Below are 14,592 nucleotides of genomic sequence, written 5' to 3'. Positions count from 1 at the left end.
TTCAGGTGTAGAGGATAGGGGAGGGACTGCAAGCGGATTGGCGGCAGAAGTACGGCTTCCGGAAAATCCGCAGCACTTTCTTGAAAATCAAGAAATTGAGTTCGGTTTCACCGATGGGGTGTTTTGTTGCTGACCGGAAACTTCTGCCCTAGTTAGATGTCAGCATACAGTGGTGTACCGCCGGAAGGAGCAAGACATGAGCCGGGTCGAAAAACAGGGAATTCAGGTGGCGCCGGAACTGGCGGAGTTCATCGAGAAACAGGCGCTGCCGGGCACCGGGATCGAGGCTGAGGCGTTCTGGACCGGCCTGGCGGAGCTGGTGAACACCTTTGGCCCGGAAAACCGCGCGCTGCTGGCCAAGCGGGAAGAAATCCAGGCCAAGATCGATGCCTGGCACATCGCCAACCGGGACAAGCCGCATGACCACGAGGGGTACAAGGCGTTTCTGGCGGACATTGGCTACTTGCTGCCGGAGGGCGGCGATTTCGAGATTGAGACGCAGAACGTGGACCCGGAGATCGCTTTGGTGCCGGGGCCGCAGCTGGTGGTTCCGATCACCAATGCGCGCTATGCGCTGAATGCAGCCAACGCCCGCTGGGGCAGCCTGTATGACGGGTTCTATGGCACCGATGCCATGGGAACCCCGGCGCCCAAGGGCGGCTATGACAAGGGCCGCGGCGCGCGGGTGGTGGCACGGGCACGGGTGTTCCTGGACGAGGCTTTTCCGATCGACGGTGCCAGCCACGCCGACGTGCGCCGGTATTACGTTCAGGACGGCCAGCTGCTGATTGACGACCTGCCGCTGGCACAGCCGGAGAAATTTGCAGGCTACCGCGGCAACCCCAGGGCGCCGGAATCCGTGCTGCTGCGCAACAACGGGCTGCATGTGGAGCTGGTGTTCGACCGTGCCCACGCCATCGGCGCCCGCGATCAGGCCGGGCTGGCCGATGTGCGGCTGGAAAGCGCGATGTCGGCGATCATGGACTGCGAGGATTCGGTCGCCTGCGTCGATGCCGAAGACAAGGTGCTGGCCTATTCCAACTGGCTGGGGCTGATGAAAGGCGATCTGGAGGCGGAGCTGGAAAAAGGCGGCAAGACCCTCACCCGCCGCCTGAACCCGGACTTCGGTTATACCGCGCCCGATGGCTCTGCCATGTCCGTCAAGGGCCGCGCCCTGTTGTGGGTGCGTAATGTCGGCCACCTCATGACCAACCCGGCAGTGCTGGATCAGGACGGCAAGGAAGCTTACGAGGGCCTGCTGGATGCGCTGATCACCGTGATGATCGCCAAACACGACCTGAAGCGCGCGGGCGGCAACTCTGCCCACGGCTCCGTCTATGTGGTGAAGCCCAAGATGCACGGGCCGGAAGAGGTCGCCTTTGCCGACCGGATCTTCAGCAAGGTCGAGGACATTCTGGGCCTGCCGCGCCACACCGTGAAAATCGGCATCATGGACGAGGAACGCCGCACCTCTGTGAACCTCAAGGAGTGCATCCGTGCCGCCAAGCACCGGGTGGCCTTCATCAACACGGGCTTCCTCGACCGCACCGGGGACGAGATCCACACCTCGATGGAGGCTGGGCCGTTCTCACGCAAGGATTTCATCAAGCGCAAGGGCTGGATCGGCGCCTATGAGAACCTGAACGTCGACATTGGCCTGGAGTGCGGGTTGTCCGGCAATGCGCAGATCGGCAAGGGCATGTGGGCAATGCCCGACATGATGGCGGCGATGCTGGAGCAAAAGATCGAGCATCCGAAATCCGGCGCCAACTGCGCCTGGGTGCCGAGCCCGACCGCGGCAACCCTGCACGCGCTGCACTACCACAAGGTGGATGTGCTGGCTGTTCAGGCCAAACTGAAAGAGGGCGGCCGCCGCGCGCATGTTGATGGCATTCTGGAAATCCCGCTGGCGACCTACCGCAAATGGACCCCGCGCCAGATCGCCCGCGAGGTGGACAACAACGCGCAGGGCATCCTTGGCTATGTGGTGCGCTGGGTGGATCAGGGGGTGGGGTGCTCCAAGGTGCCCGACATCAATGACGTCGGCCTGATGGAGGACCGCGCCACCTGCCGGATTTCCGCCCAGCATATCGCCAACTGGCTGCACCACGGCGTCGTCTCTGAGGAGGACGTCATGGGCTCCCTGCGCAAGATGGCCAAGGTGGTGGATGAACAGAACCGCGGCGACAACAGCTACCGGGCGATGGCACCGGGCTATGACACCATCGCCTTCAAGGCGGCCTGTGACCTGGTCTTCAAGGGCCGGGCGCAGCCCTCCGGCTATACCGAACCGGTGCTGCATGCCCGGCGGCTGGAGCTGAAGGCCCAGGAAGCTGCAGGCTGACCGCGGCAAACTGACCGGATGAAACAGTTTCCCCGCAAACAGGGGTAGTCAAAGGGGGCCTTTTGGCCTCCTTTTCTGTTCCGTAACGTCAGGAGAGGAGGCCGAACTCATGGCTGCGATTTCATTGGAACAGGCGCGCATCATCATCCGGGCGGCGCTGGAGAAGGGGCATGAACTGAACCTGAAGCCGCTGTCGGTGGTGGTGCTGGATGCCGGCGGCCACGTGCTGGCGTTCGAGCGCGAGGACGGCGCCGCACCGGGCCGGTTCCCGATTGCCCACGGCAAGGCCTACGGTTCGGTAATGCTGGGCATGGCGGGATCAGCCCAGATGGCGCGGGCAGAGGCACAGGGGTATTTCATGGCAGCGGTGAACGGCGTTTACGGCGGCCAGGTGGTGCCGGTGCCGGGCGGCGTGTTGGTACGCGGTGCAGATGGCGCGGTGATCGGCGCGGTCGGTGTGACCGGCGACACCTCTGACAACGACGCTGTTGCTGCCATGGCAGGCATCGAAGCTGCGGGCCTGCAAGGCGAAATCTGAGCCTCAAGTGCGTGGGTGAACAATCTGTTGCGCCATCACTGCGGTTGAACCCATCCGCAGGCAGAGCTAGGTTTTCTGTCAGGAAACGGAGACAAGCGGAACATGGCGCGACCCAAGGTTGGCATTATCGGCAATTCCTATCTGCTGAACGATCAGTACCCCGTGCACGCGGGCGGCACGATGAATTCCGAGGCGATTGCCGAGGTGGCGGGCTGCATGCCGCTGATGATCCCTTCGGACCCGCGGTTTGTGACAGTTGAGGAACTGCTGGACACGTTCGACGGCTTCTTGCTGACCGGCGGGCGGCCCAACGTGCATCCCAACGAATACGGCGAGGCCGAGACCGAGGCGCATGGCGCCTTTGACCGGGCGCGCGATGCCATCACCCTGCCGCTGGTGCGCGCCTGTGTCGAGCGCGGCCAGCCGTTCCTGGGCATTTGCCGCGGTTTCCAGGAGGTGAACGTGGCAATGGGTGGCACCCTGCACCCGGAGATCCGCGACCTGGACGGGCGGATGAACCACCGGATGCCGCCGGACGGCACGCTGGAGGAGAAATTCGCGCTGCGCCATACGGTCAAATTCACGCCGGGCGGCGTGTTCCACCGCCTGTTCGGAGCCGAGGAAGTGATGACCAACACGCTGCATGGCCAGGGCATCAAGCGTCCGGGCGCACGGGTGGTCATTGACGGCCACGCGCCGGATGGCACGCCGGAGGCCGTCTATATCAAGGACGCGCCGGGCTTTACTCTGTCGGTGCAATGGCACCCGGAGTGGGAGGCGGCGGCAGACCCGGTGTCGCGCCCGCTGTTCGAGGCTTTCGGGGATGCGGTGCGGACATGGGCGGACGCCGGGGCGCAGGCCGGTCTGCAAAAATCTGCATAGAAGATTTTTTACAAGCTTTGAGCTGAGAGGCGGCCCGCCGGGCTGGGCAGGCCGCATTTTGTGTCAGATCAGCAGATCAAAGTCATGCATCAGCGGCAGCCGCCGGGCGCGCTGACCGGTAAGGTCGAACAGCGCATTTGCCAGCGCCGGGGCCGCGGGCGGGGTGCCCGGCTCACCAACGCCGCCGAGCTGGGCCTGGGTTTCCAGCACTTGCACCTCTGTCCGCGGCATCGTGTGCATGCGCAGGGCGTCATAATCCGGGAAGTTGCCCTGTTCCACCGCGCCTTCGGCAAAGGTGATCTCGCCAAAGCAGGCCGCTGACAGCCCATAGGCCATGCCGCCGAACATCTGCGCCTTGACGATTTCCGGGTCGATGGCCTGACCCACGTCGCAGGCAATCCAGGCGTTGGCAATGCGGATGCTGCCGTCTTCGTCCACCACTTCGATGACCTCCGCCACCGGCGTGCCGAAGCTGTAGCACAGGGCCACACCGCGGCCCGTGCCTTCGGGCGTCTGGCCGGTCCAGCCGGACATCTCCTTGACCGCTTCCAGCACCGCGGCGGCGGGGGCCCATTCCCGGCGGGTCGTGTCCAGCCGGAACTCCAGCGGGTCTGCACCGGCGGCATGGGCCATCTCGTCCACGAAGCTTTCGACAAAGAAAGCGTTGAAGCTGTTTCCGACAGAGCGCCAGAATCCGACCGGGATCTGGATGTCCGACAGGTGGCCCGCCGCGCGGAAGTTCGGGATCGCATAGGGAGCATTGAAGAACCCCTCCACATGCACCTTGTCAGGGCCGGCCTGCGGCAGGTCCGCCAGGCGCTTCATCGCCTGCGCCACCGGCGAGGCGGCGGCGACCTTGCCGTCCAGCAGCAGGGCCTGGCCGTCCTTCACCGCGCCGCGCATCCGCGCCAGCGCGCCGGGGCGGTACATGTCGTGGCGCATGTCTTCTTCGCGGCTCCAGGTGAGCTGCACCGGGGTTCCTGGCATCTGTTTGGCCAGCCGCGTGGCGAGCACCGCATAGTCGAACTCAACCCGCCGTCCGAAACCGCCGCCGAGGTAGGTGGTGCGGATATCCACCTGCTCGCTTTCCAGCCCGGCTTCCTCGGCGCATTTCATCTGGGTGTAGGTCGGCATCTGGTTGCCGCACCAGACGGTCAGTTTGCCGTCCTGCAGCAGCGCGGTGGCGTTCATCGGCTCCATGGTGGCGTGGGCCAGATAGGGCACCTGATACTCCGCCATCAACTCGGTTGCGCCATCGGGAAGCGTGTCCGCATCGCCGTCATCGCGCAGGACAGAGTTCGGAGGCTCGTCGAAGGCTTCTGCGATCCTGGCAAAAACCTGATCGGTTTCCGGCGGGTAGGGCGCCTCCTCCCAGTCCACCTCGATGGCCTCCAGCGCCTGCATCGACAGCCAGGTGTTCGTTGCCACCACGGCCACGCCCGCGCCCATGTCCACGACCTTTTCCACGCCGGGCATGCCCTCGGCAGCAGCGGCGTCAAATGCCTTCATGCCGCCGCCCTGGCGGGGATTCATGCGGACCGATGCAAACTTCATCCCCGGCAGCCGCACGTCGATGCCGAATTCGGCGGTGCCTGTGGCTTTTTCCGTCATATCGATCCGGGGCTGGGACTTGCCGATCAGCCGCCACTGGTTGCTGGGCCGCAGGCCGGCGTCCACCGGGTCAAGTTTGGCGGCGTCCATCGCCAGTTCGGTATAGGGGATCTGCGTCCCGTCCGGCGCAATCACCGCGCCCTTGGCAGTGCCCAGCTGGCTGCGGCTGATGCCCAGCCGCTCTGCCGCGGCCTGCTTCAGCGTTTCGCGCGCGGTGGCGCCAGCCTGGCGCATCCGCTTGAATCCGTCCTTCATCGAGGTGGAGCCGCCGGTGCCATGCAGGTTCAGCACCTTGCCGATATGCCCCAGTGCCTCCCCGACAGAATGTTTGAAATTGCCGCTGTCATAGCCCTTGCCCGGCAGCGCGTCGGCGATGAAGGCAGAGTTGTAATAGGCCTGCGCGGCAGGGCCGTGCAGAACCCGGACCTGGTCCAGCTCCACGTCCAGTTCCTCTGCGATCAGGGCGGCCCAGCTGGTTTTCACGCCCTGGCCCATCTCGGCCCGCGGCGCAAACAGGGTGACGCCGTTCCGGTCAATCAGCACAAAGGGGTTGAGCGCGGCTTCGCCCTCTGCCGGTTTCAGCGGGTTCGGGGCAGGGCGGCTCACGTAATAGGCGCCAAAGGCCACGCCGCCGACGATGGCGGCAGAGCCGATCAGGAAGGTGCGGCGGGCGATTTTTGCAATGCTGGCCATTGGTTACGCCTCCTGCATCTTCTGGGCGGCGGAATGGATGGCGGCCCGGATGCGCGGGTAGGTGCCGCAGCGGCAGAGGTTGCCCTGCATCGCCTCGTCAATCTCCGCGTCCGAGGGCGCCGGGTTTTCCGCCAGCAGGCTCGCCGCCTGCATGATCTGGCCTGACTGGCAATAGCCGCATTGGGCCACCTGATGTTCCACCCAAGCCTGCTGGATCGCTGCCATGGTGTCCGGCGTGCCGAGGCCCTCGATCGTTGTCACCTCGCCCCAGACATCCGACAGCGCCACCTGGCAGGAGCGCACGGCCTCGCCGTCGATATGCACGGTGCAGGCGCCGCAGGCGGCCACGCCGCAACCGAACTTGGTGCCGGTGAGACCAACCTCATCCCGCAGAACCCAGAGAAGGGGGGCATCATCCGGCAAGTCCACCTGATGGGTTTTTCCATTGATGCGCAGGTCTGTTGGCATGGCGGGGCTCCCTTGCTGTGCTGCTGACAAAAGTAACGAGTTTTGTCATCGTGTCAATTGACATTTTCCATAAACAATGTCAGAAGCGGGAATATGAATATGGCAGGCATTGATCCGAAACAGCAGGCAATCCTCAAGGCCGCCTGGATGGCGTTCTCAACTTACGGATTCCGCAAGACTTCGATGGATGACATCGCCAAGGGCGCAGGCATGTCGCGGCCTGCGCTGTATCTGCATTTCAAGAATAAGGACGCGATTTTCCGGGCCTTGGTGATGGCCTATTACGGCAACGCCGCAGATGGTGTCCGTTCCGCACTGGACGGGCCGGGGCCGCTGCCGGACCAATTGCAGGCAGCTTTTGCTGCCCAGGGCGGTGAAGCGATTGAGCAGATGATGGCCTCGCCGCACGGCATGGAGCTGTTCGAAGTCACCAAACACGTGGCCGGCGCGGAAATCGAAGCAGGCGAGTCCGCCCTCAGCGGGATCTACGCCGGCTGGCTGCAGCAGCAGGCAGCTGCCGGGCGGGCGGTGCTGGACGGCGACGCGGCGGTGATTGCCCGCACACTTTGCGCCGCATTGAAAGGGATCAAGCAGACCGCTGCAGACTACGCTGCCTATCAAGCCGGGGTGCGCCAGCTGGCTGTTCTGGCCGGGGCCGGGCTGACGCCGCGGTGATACCGGCCGGTGATACGGGCCGGTGAGGCCGGCCCGCTGATGCTTCAAAGCTCGGTGCGCAGGTGCCACAGCTCGGGGAACAGCTCCACTTCCAGCATCCGCTTAAGATAGCTGACGCCGCCGGTGCCGCCGGTGCCGCGCTTGAAGCCGATCACCCGCTCCACCGTGGTCACGTGATTAAAGCGCCAGCGGCGGAAGTAATCCTCGAAATCCACCAGTTTCTCGGCCAGCTCATACAGCTCCCAGTGGGTTTCGGTATCGCGGTAGACCTCGGTCCAGGCGGCCTGCACCGCCTCATGCGGCTGATAGGCCTCGGAAACATCCCGGTTCAGCACTTCCTTGGGCAGTTCAAAACTCTGCGCCAGCGCTTTCAGCGCTACATCGTACAGCGACGGCTGCGCCAGTTCGGCCTCCAGTAGTTCCATAATGTCTGGGCGGTGGGCGTGCGGCCGCAGCATCGCCTTGTTGCGGTTGCCCAGCATGAATTCGATCTGCCGGTACTGGTGCGACTGAAAGCCGGAGCTTTGGCCCAACTCATCGCGGAACGCGGTGTAATCCGAGGGCGTCATGGTGCGCAGCACGTCCCAGGCGGAATTGAGCTGTTCAAATATGCGCGCCACCCGCGCCAGCATCTTGAACGCCTGGTGCGCCTGGCCGCCCAGCAGCCGGCCGCGGGCGGCGCTGAGTTCATGAATGGCCAGCCGCATCCACAGTTCAGAGGTCTGGTGCTGGATGATGAACAGCATCTCGTCATGGGTATTGGTCCATGTCTTCTGCGCATTCAGCAGCATATCCAGCGACAGGTAATCGCCATAGGACATGCGCCCGTCAAAGGACATCTGGGCGCCGTCGTCGGCAGGATCATAGGGTTTGGTCATCGGATCATTCCTTTTCCTAAAGTCAGTATATGTCAGGGAAAGGAATGCGTCCTCCGGTTCAGGGTGCCGCATTGGGCCAGGCGGCGCCACAGCGCGACCCAGCCCGCCGGGCGGCAGAGCGGCAGATGGCACAAACGGCTGCGGCGCATCAGGTGACCGCAGCCCGCACCTTGTATTCGGCGCGGTCCCACAGAGCGTTGGTCATGACGTCGGCGATGATCCCGGCAGCGGCGCGCACGTCGCCCTCGTCAATATAAAGCGGGGTAAAGCCGAAGCGCATGATGTCGGGTGCCCGGAAGTCACCGATCACGCCGCGGGCAATCAACGCCTGCATCGCGGCATAGCCTTCTTCGAACCTGAACGACACTTGGCTGCCGCGCAACGCCGGGTCGCGGGGGGAGGCCAGTTCCAGCTGCGGGCAGGCCTTCTCCACCTCAGCTATGAACAGATCGCAAAGCGCGATGGACTTGGCGCGCACCGCGTCCATTTCCGCCATGTCCCAAATATCCATCGCTGCCTCCAGCGCGGTCAGCTGCAGGATCGGCGGGGTGCCGACGCGCATCCGGTCGATGCCGCTGCCGGGCCGGTAGTCGAGGTCAAAGGCAAAGGGCGCCTCATGCCCCAGCCAGCCGGACAGGGCGGGGCGGGCGGTTTCCGCGTGGCGCGGCGCGACATAGATGAACGCCGGCGCGCCGGGGCCGCCATTGAGGTATTTGTAGGTGCAGCCAACCGCGAAATCCGCCTTGCACCCGGCCAGATCCACCGGCACTGCGCCCGCGGAATGGGCCAGATCCCAAACCGTCAGCACGCCATGGTCGTGGGCTTTTGCGGTCAGTGCCTTCATGTCGTGCTTGCGGCCGGTGCGGTAATCCACCTCGGTGATCATCAGCACCGCGATCTCATCGGTGATGGCGTCCTCCACCGCCTCCGGGTCCACCACCCGCAGTTCATACTCCGGCCCCAGCGACTTCAGCAGCCCGCTGGCCATGTAGAGGTCGGTGGGAAAGTTGCCGTTGTCCGACAGCACCACCTTGCGGCCCGGGTTCAGTTCCAGCGCCGAGGCAACGGCCTGATAAACCTTGATCGACAGCGTGTCGCCCATCACCACATGGCCCGGCTCCGCCCCGATCAGCCGCCCGACCCGGTCCCCCAGCGCCTTGGGCTTGTCCATCCAGCCGGCCTTGTTCCAGCCGGTGATCAGCATCTGCCCCCATTCGTCCTGCATCATCGCACCGACGCGTTCCCTGGCGGCGCGGGGCAGGGGCCCCAGCGAATTGCCGTCCAGATAGATCATCCCTTCGGGCAGGTCGAACATCGCCTTGGTTGCGGCAAAATCGGTCATTGGGGCCTCGCATCTGATGGGTATTTTAAGCTTGAAGCTTTTCTTGTGCTATCTGATCGCGGGGTTTCTGTCCAGAGGGTGCCGGCTCAGTTCCCGCCGGGAACAGGCAGGGGGTCCGGGATACCAAACCCGGCGCGCTTCTTTTTGGACAGCTTCGCGGTGACCATCTGGTAGGACAGGGTGATCTGCTCTTTCAGCTCTGCGTCCGTCAGGCCGTCGTCGTCAAACTGCTGCAGCCATTTCATCCCGCGGGAGGCCAGATAGGGCGCCGGGCGGACACCAGGGCGCTCTTGCAGCACCTCATAGGCGATCTCGCCAGCCTTGAAGGTGAAGGCGTCCTTGCCATCAGCCCAGCCGCAGACGGCAAACAGCTTGCCGCCCGCCTTCCAGACATCCGAATTGCCCCATTGCACCACATGCTCTGCCGCCGGGAAGGTGGCGCAGAATGCGTTGAATTCCTCCCGGTCCATCACATCTGCCCGCCTGAGATTTCGATGCATTGCCCGTTCACCGAACCGGATCCTGGCCCGCAAAGCCACAAGGCAGCCGCGGCGATTTCCTCTGGTTCGATCAGCCGTTTATGACGGTTTGCGTTGACCATCACGTCCAGCGCCTCCACTGCGCTCATCCCCGACCGCTGGGAGATAGAGGTGATATTGCGCTCCACAATCGGCGTGTCCACGTACCCCGGGCACAGCGCATTGAAGGTAAAGGGCGTGCCCAAGTAATCTTCGCTCAGCGCCCGGGTGAGGCCGATCAGCCCGTGTTTGCTGGCAGAGTAGCAGGCCGCGCCCTTCAGTCCGCGCAGACCCGCGACAGAGGAGACGGTGATCACCCGCCCCCAATCGGTCTGCCGCATCGATTTGAAACTCTCGCGGATGGTCAGGAAGGCGCCATCCAGGTTGGTTGCCATCATGTTGCGCCAGAACTCCATCGAAGTCTTGTGCAGCGCGGTCCCCTCTGCGACGCCGGCATTGGCGACGCAGATCTGGATGGGGCCGCGCGCCGCCACCGCGTCTGCGATCCGGGCCGCCACGTCCTCCTCGCTGCGCACGTCCATTGCCATCGGGTGCAGTCCATCGGCGGCTGCTTCTTCCAGCACCTCCTGCCTGCGGCCGGTAATCGTCACTTGCGCCCCTTCCGCCGCCAGGCCCCGGGCGATTGCCAGGCCGATCCCTGTACCTCCGCCGGTGACGAGCGCATGTTTGCCTTGCAATGCCATGATTTCCAGCCTCCCTGTTTTGCGGGCCAGCCTATCCGCGCGCAGCCGTCTGGCAACCCCGCCGTGCCGTCACGCCGCAATCCCGGCGCGGTATTGCGCGTTTCAATCGCGGGCTGCAGGCACGGGGGCGGGCGCGCCGCCGTTCAGTACACAAAGAAATACATAGGCATCCGGACAAATCTATGCAGGATCATGCCGCAAGCGGAAAGGGATTCGCCGTTTTCGTGGCATGCGGGGCAAATTGTCCTTTTCTTTCAATCCTGGCCGAACAGGTCTGGACGAGCAGACCGGATAAGGGAAAGTTGCCCGCGATGCGTGTTGTTTCGGACAAGATACTGCAAGGGGGCAGGGCGTGATGCGATGGCTGGATGTGCCGCCCCTGTGGCTTGGGGGATGTGTTGCGGCGGCCTGGCTGCAAGCAGAGCACTTTTCTTTCGGGCTTTCTTTCGGCGGGACCTGGTCGGAATTCCTGGCAGGCATCCTGCTGGGCGGCGGCATCCTGCTGGCGCTGCTGGCGATCACCGAAATGCGGCGCCAGAAAACCACCGTGATCCCGCATCAGACGCCCAGCCGGCTGGTGCAATCCGGCATCTTCAGCCGCTCCCGCAATCCGATCTACCTGGGCGACGTGCTGATCCTCGCGGGGTTTGTCCTGTGGTTTGACGCGGTGCTGTCGCTGCCGCTGGTCCCGGTTTTTCTGTGGGTGCTGGAGAAGCGGTTTGTCATCCCGGAGGAAGACCGGATGCGGCGGACCTTCCGGGCGGACTGGGCCCGCTACGAACAAAAAGTGCGCCGCTGGATATAACCGTGGCGCGGCATTGCAGCATGACTTCGCGGCAACGCAGCAAAATCCTTGCGCAACAATCTTGCGTATTGTAGTTGAAATCATTGTGATCCGTACCCAGAGAATGCTGGCGCGGGCAGGACGAGGGGGACCGACAAGGTGAAAATAGGGACACCAAAAGAAACATTTCCGGGCGAGCACCGTGTTGCGATGACGCCGGAGTCTGCGGTTCAGCTGCAGAAGCTGGGGTATGACTGCGCGGTTGAGACCGGGGCGGGGGCGGCTGCGGGGTTTTCCGATGCCGCTTATGAGGCCGCGGGGGTTGAGATCATCAAGACCCCGGCGGCGTTGTGGAAGGCGTGCGATATCGTCGCCAAGGTGCGCCAGCCGGACGCGACCGAGCTGAAGCGGCTGACCAAGGGCAAGACGCTGATCTCCTTCTTCAACCCGGCGGGCAACGAAGAAGGCATGGAGCTGGCCAGGTCGAAGAAGGCCAATGTCATCGCCATGGAAATGGTGCCGCGGATCAGCCGCGCGCAGAAAATGGATGCGCTCAGCTCCATGGCCAATATCGCGGGCTACCGCGCGGTCATCGAGGCGGGCAACAACTTCGGCCGCTTCTTCACCGGCCAGATCACCGCGGCAGGCAAGGTGCCGCCCGCCAAGGTGCTGGTGGTCGGTGCCGGGGTGGCAGGGCTTGCCGCCATCGGCACCTCGACCTCCCTGGGCGCCGTGACCTATGCCTTTGACGTGCGCCCCGAAGTGGCCGAGCAGGTGGAATCGATGGGCGCCGAGTTCGTCTATCTCGATTTCGAGGAGACGCAGCAGGATGGTGCGGCCACCGGCGGCTATGCGGCTGTGTCCAGCCCCGAGTTCCGCGAAGCCCAGCTCGCCAAGTTCCGCGAGCTGGCGCCGGAGATGGACATCGTCATCACCACCGCGCTGATCCCCAACCGCGAAGCGCCGGAGCTGTGGACCGAGGATATGGTCGCGGCGATGAAGCCGGGCTCGGTCATCGTCGACCTGGCCGCGGAAAAGGGCGGCAACTGCAAGCTGACCGTGGCGGATGAGAAGATCGTCACGGACAACGGCGTCACCATCATCGGCTATACGGATTTCCCGTCCCGGATGGCGGCGCAGTCGTCGTCGCTTTATGCCACCAACATCCGCCACATGATGGCTGACCTCACGCCGGACAAAGACGGCCAGGTCAACCACGACATGGAGGACGACGTGATCCGCGGCGCGACGGTCGCCTATGAAGGCGAGATCACCTTCCCGCCGCCGCCGCCCAAGGTGCAGGCGATTGCCGCCAAGCCCAAGGAAACGGTGCCGGAGCTGACGCCGGAGGAAAAACGCGCCCAGGAAATCGAAGCCTTCAAGGCGCAGACCAAGAGCCAGGTCACCCTGCTGGCGGGCGGCGGCGCGCTGCTGCTGCTGGTCGGCCTGTTTGCGCCGGTCAGCTTCATGCAGCATTTCATTGTCTTTGCGCTGGCCTGTTTCGTGGGCTTCCAGGTGATCTGGGGCGTTGCGCACAGCTTGCACACACCGCTGATGGCGGTGACCAACGCGATCTCCTCGATCATTATCCTGGGCGCGCTGATGCAGATCGGATCGGGCAGCTTCCTGGTGATCCTCTTGGCGGCGCTCAGCGTCTTCATGGCCGGTATCAACATCTTTGGCGGCTTCCTCGTCACCCGGCGCATGCTCGCCATGTTCCAGAAATCTTAAGGAGGCCGGGCACATGGATTACGGTTTCACCACCGCCGCCTATGTCGTTGCGGCTGTTCTTTTCATCCTGTCGCTTGGCGGGCTCTCCAACCAGGAAAGCGCCAAACGCGCGGTCTGGTACGGCATCGCAGGCATGGGGCTGGCGGTGTTTGCCACAATCATCGGCCCCGGCTCAGGCCTGTGGCTCTTGTCGCTGCTGCTGATCGCGGGCGGCGGCCTCATCGGCACCTATGTCGCCAAGAAGGTGCAGATGACCGAGATGCCGCAGCTGGTCGCCGCGATGCACTCGCTGGTCGGCCTGGCCGCGGTCTTTGTCGGCTTCATCGCCCATTTCGAGATCGGCAATGTGGCAGCCGCCGTGGCTGCGGGCAGCACCGAGGACCTCGGCACCTTCGCCAAGCTGATCGCCAAGAAGACCCCGGCAGAGATCTCCTTCCTGCGGGTGGAGCTGTTTCTCGGCATCTTCATCGGCGCCATCACCTTCACCGGCTCGGTGATTGCCTTTGGCAAGCTGGCGGGCAAGGTGACCTCGGCCGCAACCAAACTGCCGGGCGGCCACATGCTGAACGCGGGCGCGGCGGGGCTCTCCTTCCTCTGCCTGATCTGGTACTTCAACTCCGGCGGCTTCCTGCCGCTGGCGCTGATGACGCTGGCCGCACTGTTCATCGGCTACCACCTGATCATGGGCATTGGCGGCGCCGACATGCCGGTGGTGGTCTCGATGCTGAACAGCTACTCGGGCTGGGCCGCCGCCGCCATCGGTTTCAGCCTCGGCAATGACCTCTTGATCGTGGTCGGCGCGCTGGTCGGCTCCTCGGGTGCGATTCTCAGCTACATCATGTGCAAGGCGATGAACCGGTCGTTCGTCAGCGTGATCCTGGGCGGCTTTGGCACCACCACAGGCCCGGCGATGGAAGTCGAGGGCGAGCAGATCGCCATCGATGCCGACGGCGTTGCCACCGCCCTGGAAGAAGCTGACAGCGTCATCATCATCCCCGGCTACGGCATGGCAGTGGCCCAGGCGCAGCAGAATGTCGCGGAACTCACCCGCCGCCTGCGGGCGAAAGGCAAAGACGTGCGCTTCGCCATCCACCCGGTCGCAGGCCGCCTGCCGGGCCACATGAACGTGCTCTTGGCCGAGGCCAAGGTGCCTTACGACATCGTCATGGAGATGGATGAGATCAACGAGGATTTCCCGGACACCGATGTGGCCATCGTCATCGGCTCCAACGACATCGTCAACCCGGCCGCCCAGGAGGACCCCAACTCGCCCATCGCCGGCATGCCGGTGCTGGAGTGCTGGAAGGCGAAACAGGTCTTCGTCTCCAAACGCGGCCAGGGCACCGGCTACTCCGGCATCGAGAACCCCCTGTTCTTCAAGGAAAACACCCGCATGTTCTACGGCGACGCTAAGGCAAGTCTGG

Annotated in this window: 13 protein-coding genes; 7 read left to right on the top strand and 6 right to left on the bottom strand. The window is 64.0% G+C overall.

The features are described from left to right. Positions 1-196 precede the first annotated feature (196 nt). From AC5STB_RS00065 to AC5STB_RS00055, 3 genes are all read left to right on the top strand, one after another. Positions 197-2,344 (top strand): malate synthase G, encoded by a 2,148-nt coding sequence (locus AC5STB_RS00065; protein ID WP_495440935.1) that lies wholly within the window; start codon positions 197-199, stop codon positions 2,342-2,344. Between the two features lie 109 nt (positions 2,345-2,453). After that, positions 2,454-2,882, top strand: coding sequence for a GlcG/HbpS family heme-binding protein (locus tag AC5STB_RS00060; protein WP_495440934.1), 429 nt, complete (start codon positions 2,454-2,456; stop codon positions 2,880-2,882). A gap of 102 nt (positions 2,883-2,984) precedes the next feature. Beyond that, complete coding sequence (locus tag AC5STB_RS00055; protein WP_495440933.1) at positions 2,985-3,764, top strand: gamma-glutamyl-gamma-aminobutyrate hydrolase family protein; 780 nt, start codon at positions 2,985-2,987, stop codon at positions 3,762-3,764. 63 nt (positions 3,765-3,827) lie between these two features. Here AC5STB_RS00055 and AC5STB_RS00050 read toward each other — a convergent pair whose 3' ends face one another. Beyond that, a complete protein-coding gene (locus AC5STB_RS00050; RefSeq protein ID WP_495440932.1) occupies positions 3,828-6,068 on the bottom strand; it encodes a xanthine dehydrogenase family protein molybdopterin-binding subunit in 2,241 nt (746 codons plus the stop codon). A 3-nt stretch (positions 6,069-6,071) separates the two neighbouring features. After that, a complete protein-coding gene (locus AC5STB_RS00045; RefSeq protein WP_495440931.1) occupies positions 6,072-6,536 on the bottom strand; it encodes a (2Fe-2S)-binding protein in 465 nt (154 codons plus the stop codon). A 93-nt stretch (positions 6,537-6,629) separates the two neighbouring features. On the opposite strand from AC5STB_RS00045, the gene AC5STB_RS00040 reads away from it, so the two are divergent. Continuing rightward, positions 6,630-7,211 carry a TetR/AcrR family transcriptional regulator gene (locus AC5STB_RS00040; protein ID WP_495440930.1) on the top strand — a complete coding sequence of 194 codons (582 nt, stop codon included), beginning with the start codon at positions 6,630-6,632 and terminating at the stop codon, positions 7,209-7,211. A 44-nt stretch (positions 7,212-7,255) separates the two neighbouring features. On the opposite strand, the gene kynA is transcribed toward AC5STB_RS00040, so the two are convergent. The 4 genes from kynA to AC5STB_RS00020 all read right to left on the bottom strand — a co-directional run bounded on the left by kynA (position 7,256) and on the right by AC5STB_RS00020 (position 10,653). Continuing rightward, complete coding sequence (gene kynA, locus AC5STB_RS00035; RefSeq protein ID WP_495440929.1) at positions 7,256-8,089, bottom strand: tryptophan 2,3-dioxygenase; 834 nt, start codon at positions 8,087-8,089, stop codon at positions 7,256-7,258. Between the two features lie 148 nt (positions 8,090-8,237). Beyond that, positions 8,238-9,431, bottom strand: coding sequence for a kynureninase (kynU, locus tag AC5STB_RS00030; protein WP_495440928.1), 1,194 nt, complete (start codon positions 9,429-9,431; stop codon positions 8,238-8,240). Between the two features lie 86 nt (positions 9,432-9,517). Further along, positions 9,518-9,901 (bottom strand): MmcQ/YjbR family DNA-binding protein, encoded by a 384-nt coding sequence (locus AC5STB_RS00025; protein ID WP_495444544.1) that lies wholly within the window; start codon positions 9,899-9,901, stop codon positions 9,518-9,520. Next, positions 9,901-10,653: an SDR family NAD(P)-dependent oxidoreductase gene (locus tag AC5STB_RS00020; protein ID WP_495440927.1), complete on the bottom strand. Its 753-nt coding sequence runs from the start codon at positions 10,651-10,653 to the stop codon at positions 9,901-9,903. Before AC5STB_RS00020 ends, AC5STB_RS00025 begins: the two co-directional genes overlap by 1 nt. A gap of 355 nt (positions 10,654-11,008) precedes the next feature. Between AC5STB_RS00020 and AC5STB_RS00015 the strand changes: the two genes are divergently transcribed. The 3 genes from AC5STB_RS00015 to AC5STB_RS00005 all read left to right on the top strand — a co-directional run. Continuing rightward, positions 11,009-11,458, top strand: coding sequence for a methyltransferase family protein (locus tag AC5STB_RS00015; protein WP_495444543.1), 450 nt, complete (start codon positions 11,009-11,011; stop codon positions 11,456-11,458). Between the two features lie 138 nt (positions 11,459-11,596). Beyond that, positions 11,597-13,168, top strand: coding sequence for a Re/Si-specific NAD(P)(+) transhydrogenase subunit alpha (locus AC5STB_RS00010; RefSeq protein WP_495440926.1), 1,572 nt, complete (start codon positions 11,597-11,599; stop codon positions 13,166-13,168). A gap of 13 nt (positions 13,169-13,181) precedes the next feature. Beyond that, the coding region (locus tag AC5STB_RS00005) for an NAD(P)(+) transhydrogenase (Re/Si-specific) subunit beta (RefSeq protein ID WP_495440925.1) at positions 13,182-14,592 on the top strand (1,411 nt) is incomplete at its 3' end.

This window comes from Leisingera sp. CC-HEC093 (genome assembly GCF_059429195.1).
This window is presented reverse-complemented; position numbering and strand designations above follow the sequence as displayed.

Coding starts and splice junctions, on each gene's coding strand:
- AC5STB_RS00065 (WP_495440935.1), top strand. CDS start 197: ATGAGCCGGGTCGAAAAACAGGGAATTCAGGTGGCGCCGGAACTGGCG.
- AC5STB_RS00060 (WP_495440934.1), top strand. CDS start 2,454: ATGGCTGCGATTTCATTGGAACAGGCGCGCATCATCATCCGGGCGGCG.
- AC5STB_RS00055 (WP_495440933.1), top strand. CDS start 2,985: ATGGCGCGACCCAAGGTTGGCATTATCGGCAATTCCTATCTGCTGAAC.
- AC5STB_RS00050 (WP_495440932.1), bottom strand. CDS start 6,068: ATGGCCAGCATTGCAAAAATCGCCCGCCGCACCTTCCTGATCGGCTCT.
- AC5STB_RS00045 (WP_495440931.1), bottom strand. CDS start 6,536: ATGCCAACAGACCTGCGCATCAATGGAAAAACCCATCAGGTGGACTTG.
- AC5STB_RS00040 (WP_495440930.1), top strand. CDS start 6,630: ATGAATATGGCAGGCATTGATCCGAAACAGCAGGCAATCCTCAAGGCC.
- kynA (WP_495440929.1), bottom strand. CDS start 8,089: ATGACCAAACCCTATGATCCTGCCGACGACGGCGCCCAGATGTCCTTT.
- kynU (WP_495440928.1), bottom strand. CDS start 9,431: ATGACCGATTTTGCCGCAACCAAGGCGATGTTCGACCTGCCCGAAGGG.
- AC5STB_RS00025 (WP_495444544.1), bottom strand. CDS start 9,901: ATGGACCGGGAGGAATTCAACGCATTCTGCGCCACCTTCCCGGCGGCA.
- AC5STB_RS00020 (WP_495440927.1), bottom strand. CDS start 10,653: ATGGCATTGCAAGGCAAACATGCGCTCGTCACCGGCGGAGGTACAGGG.
- AC5STB_RS00015 (WP_495444543.1), top strand. CDS start 11,009: ATGCGATGGCTGGATGTGCCGCCCCTGTGGCTTGGGGGATGTGTTGCG.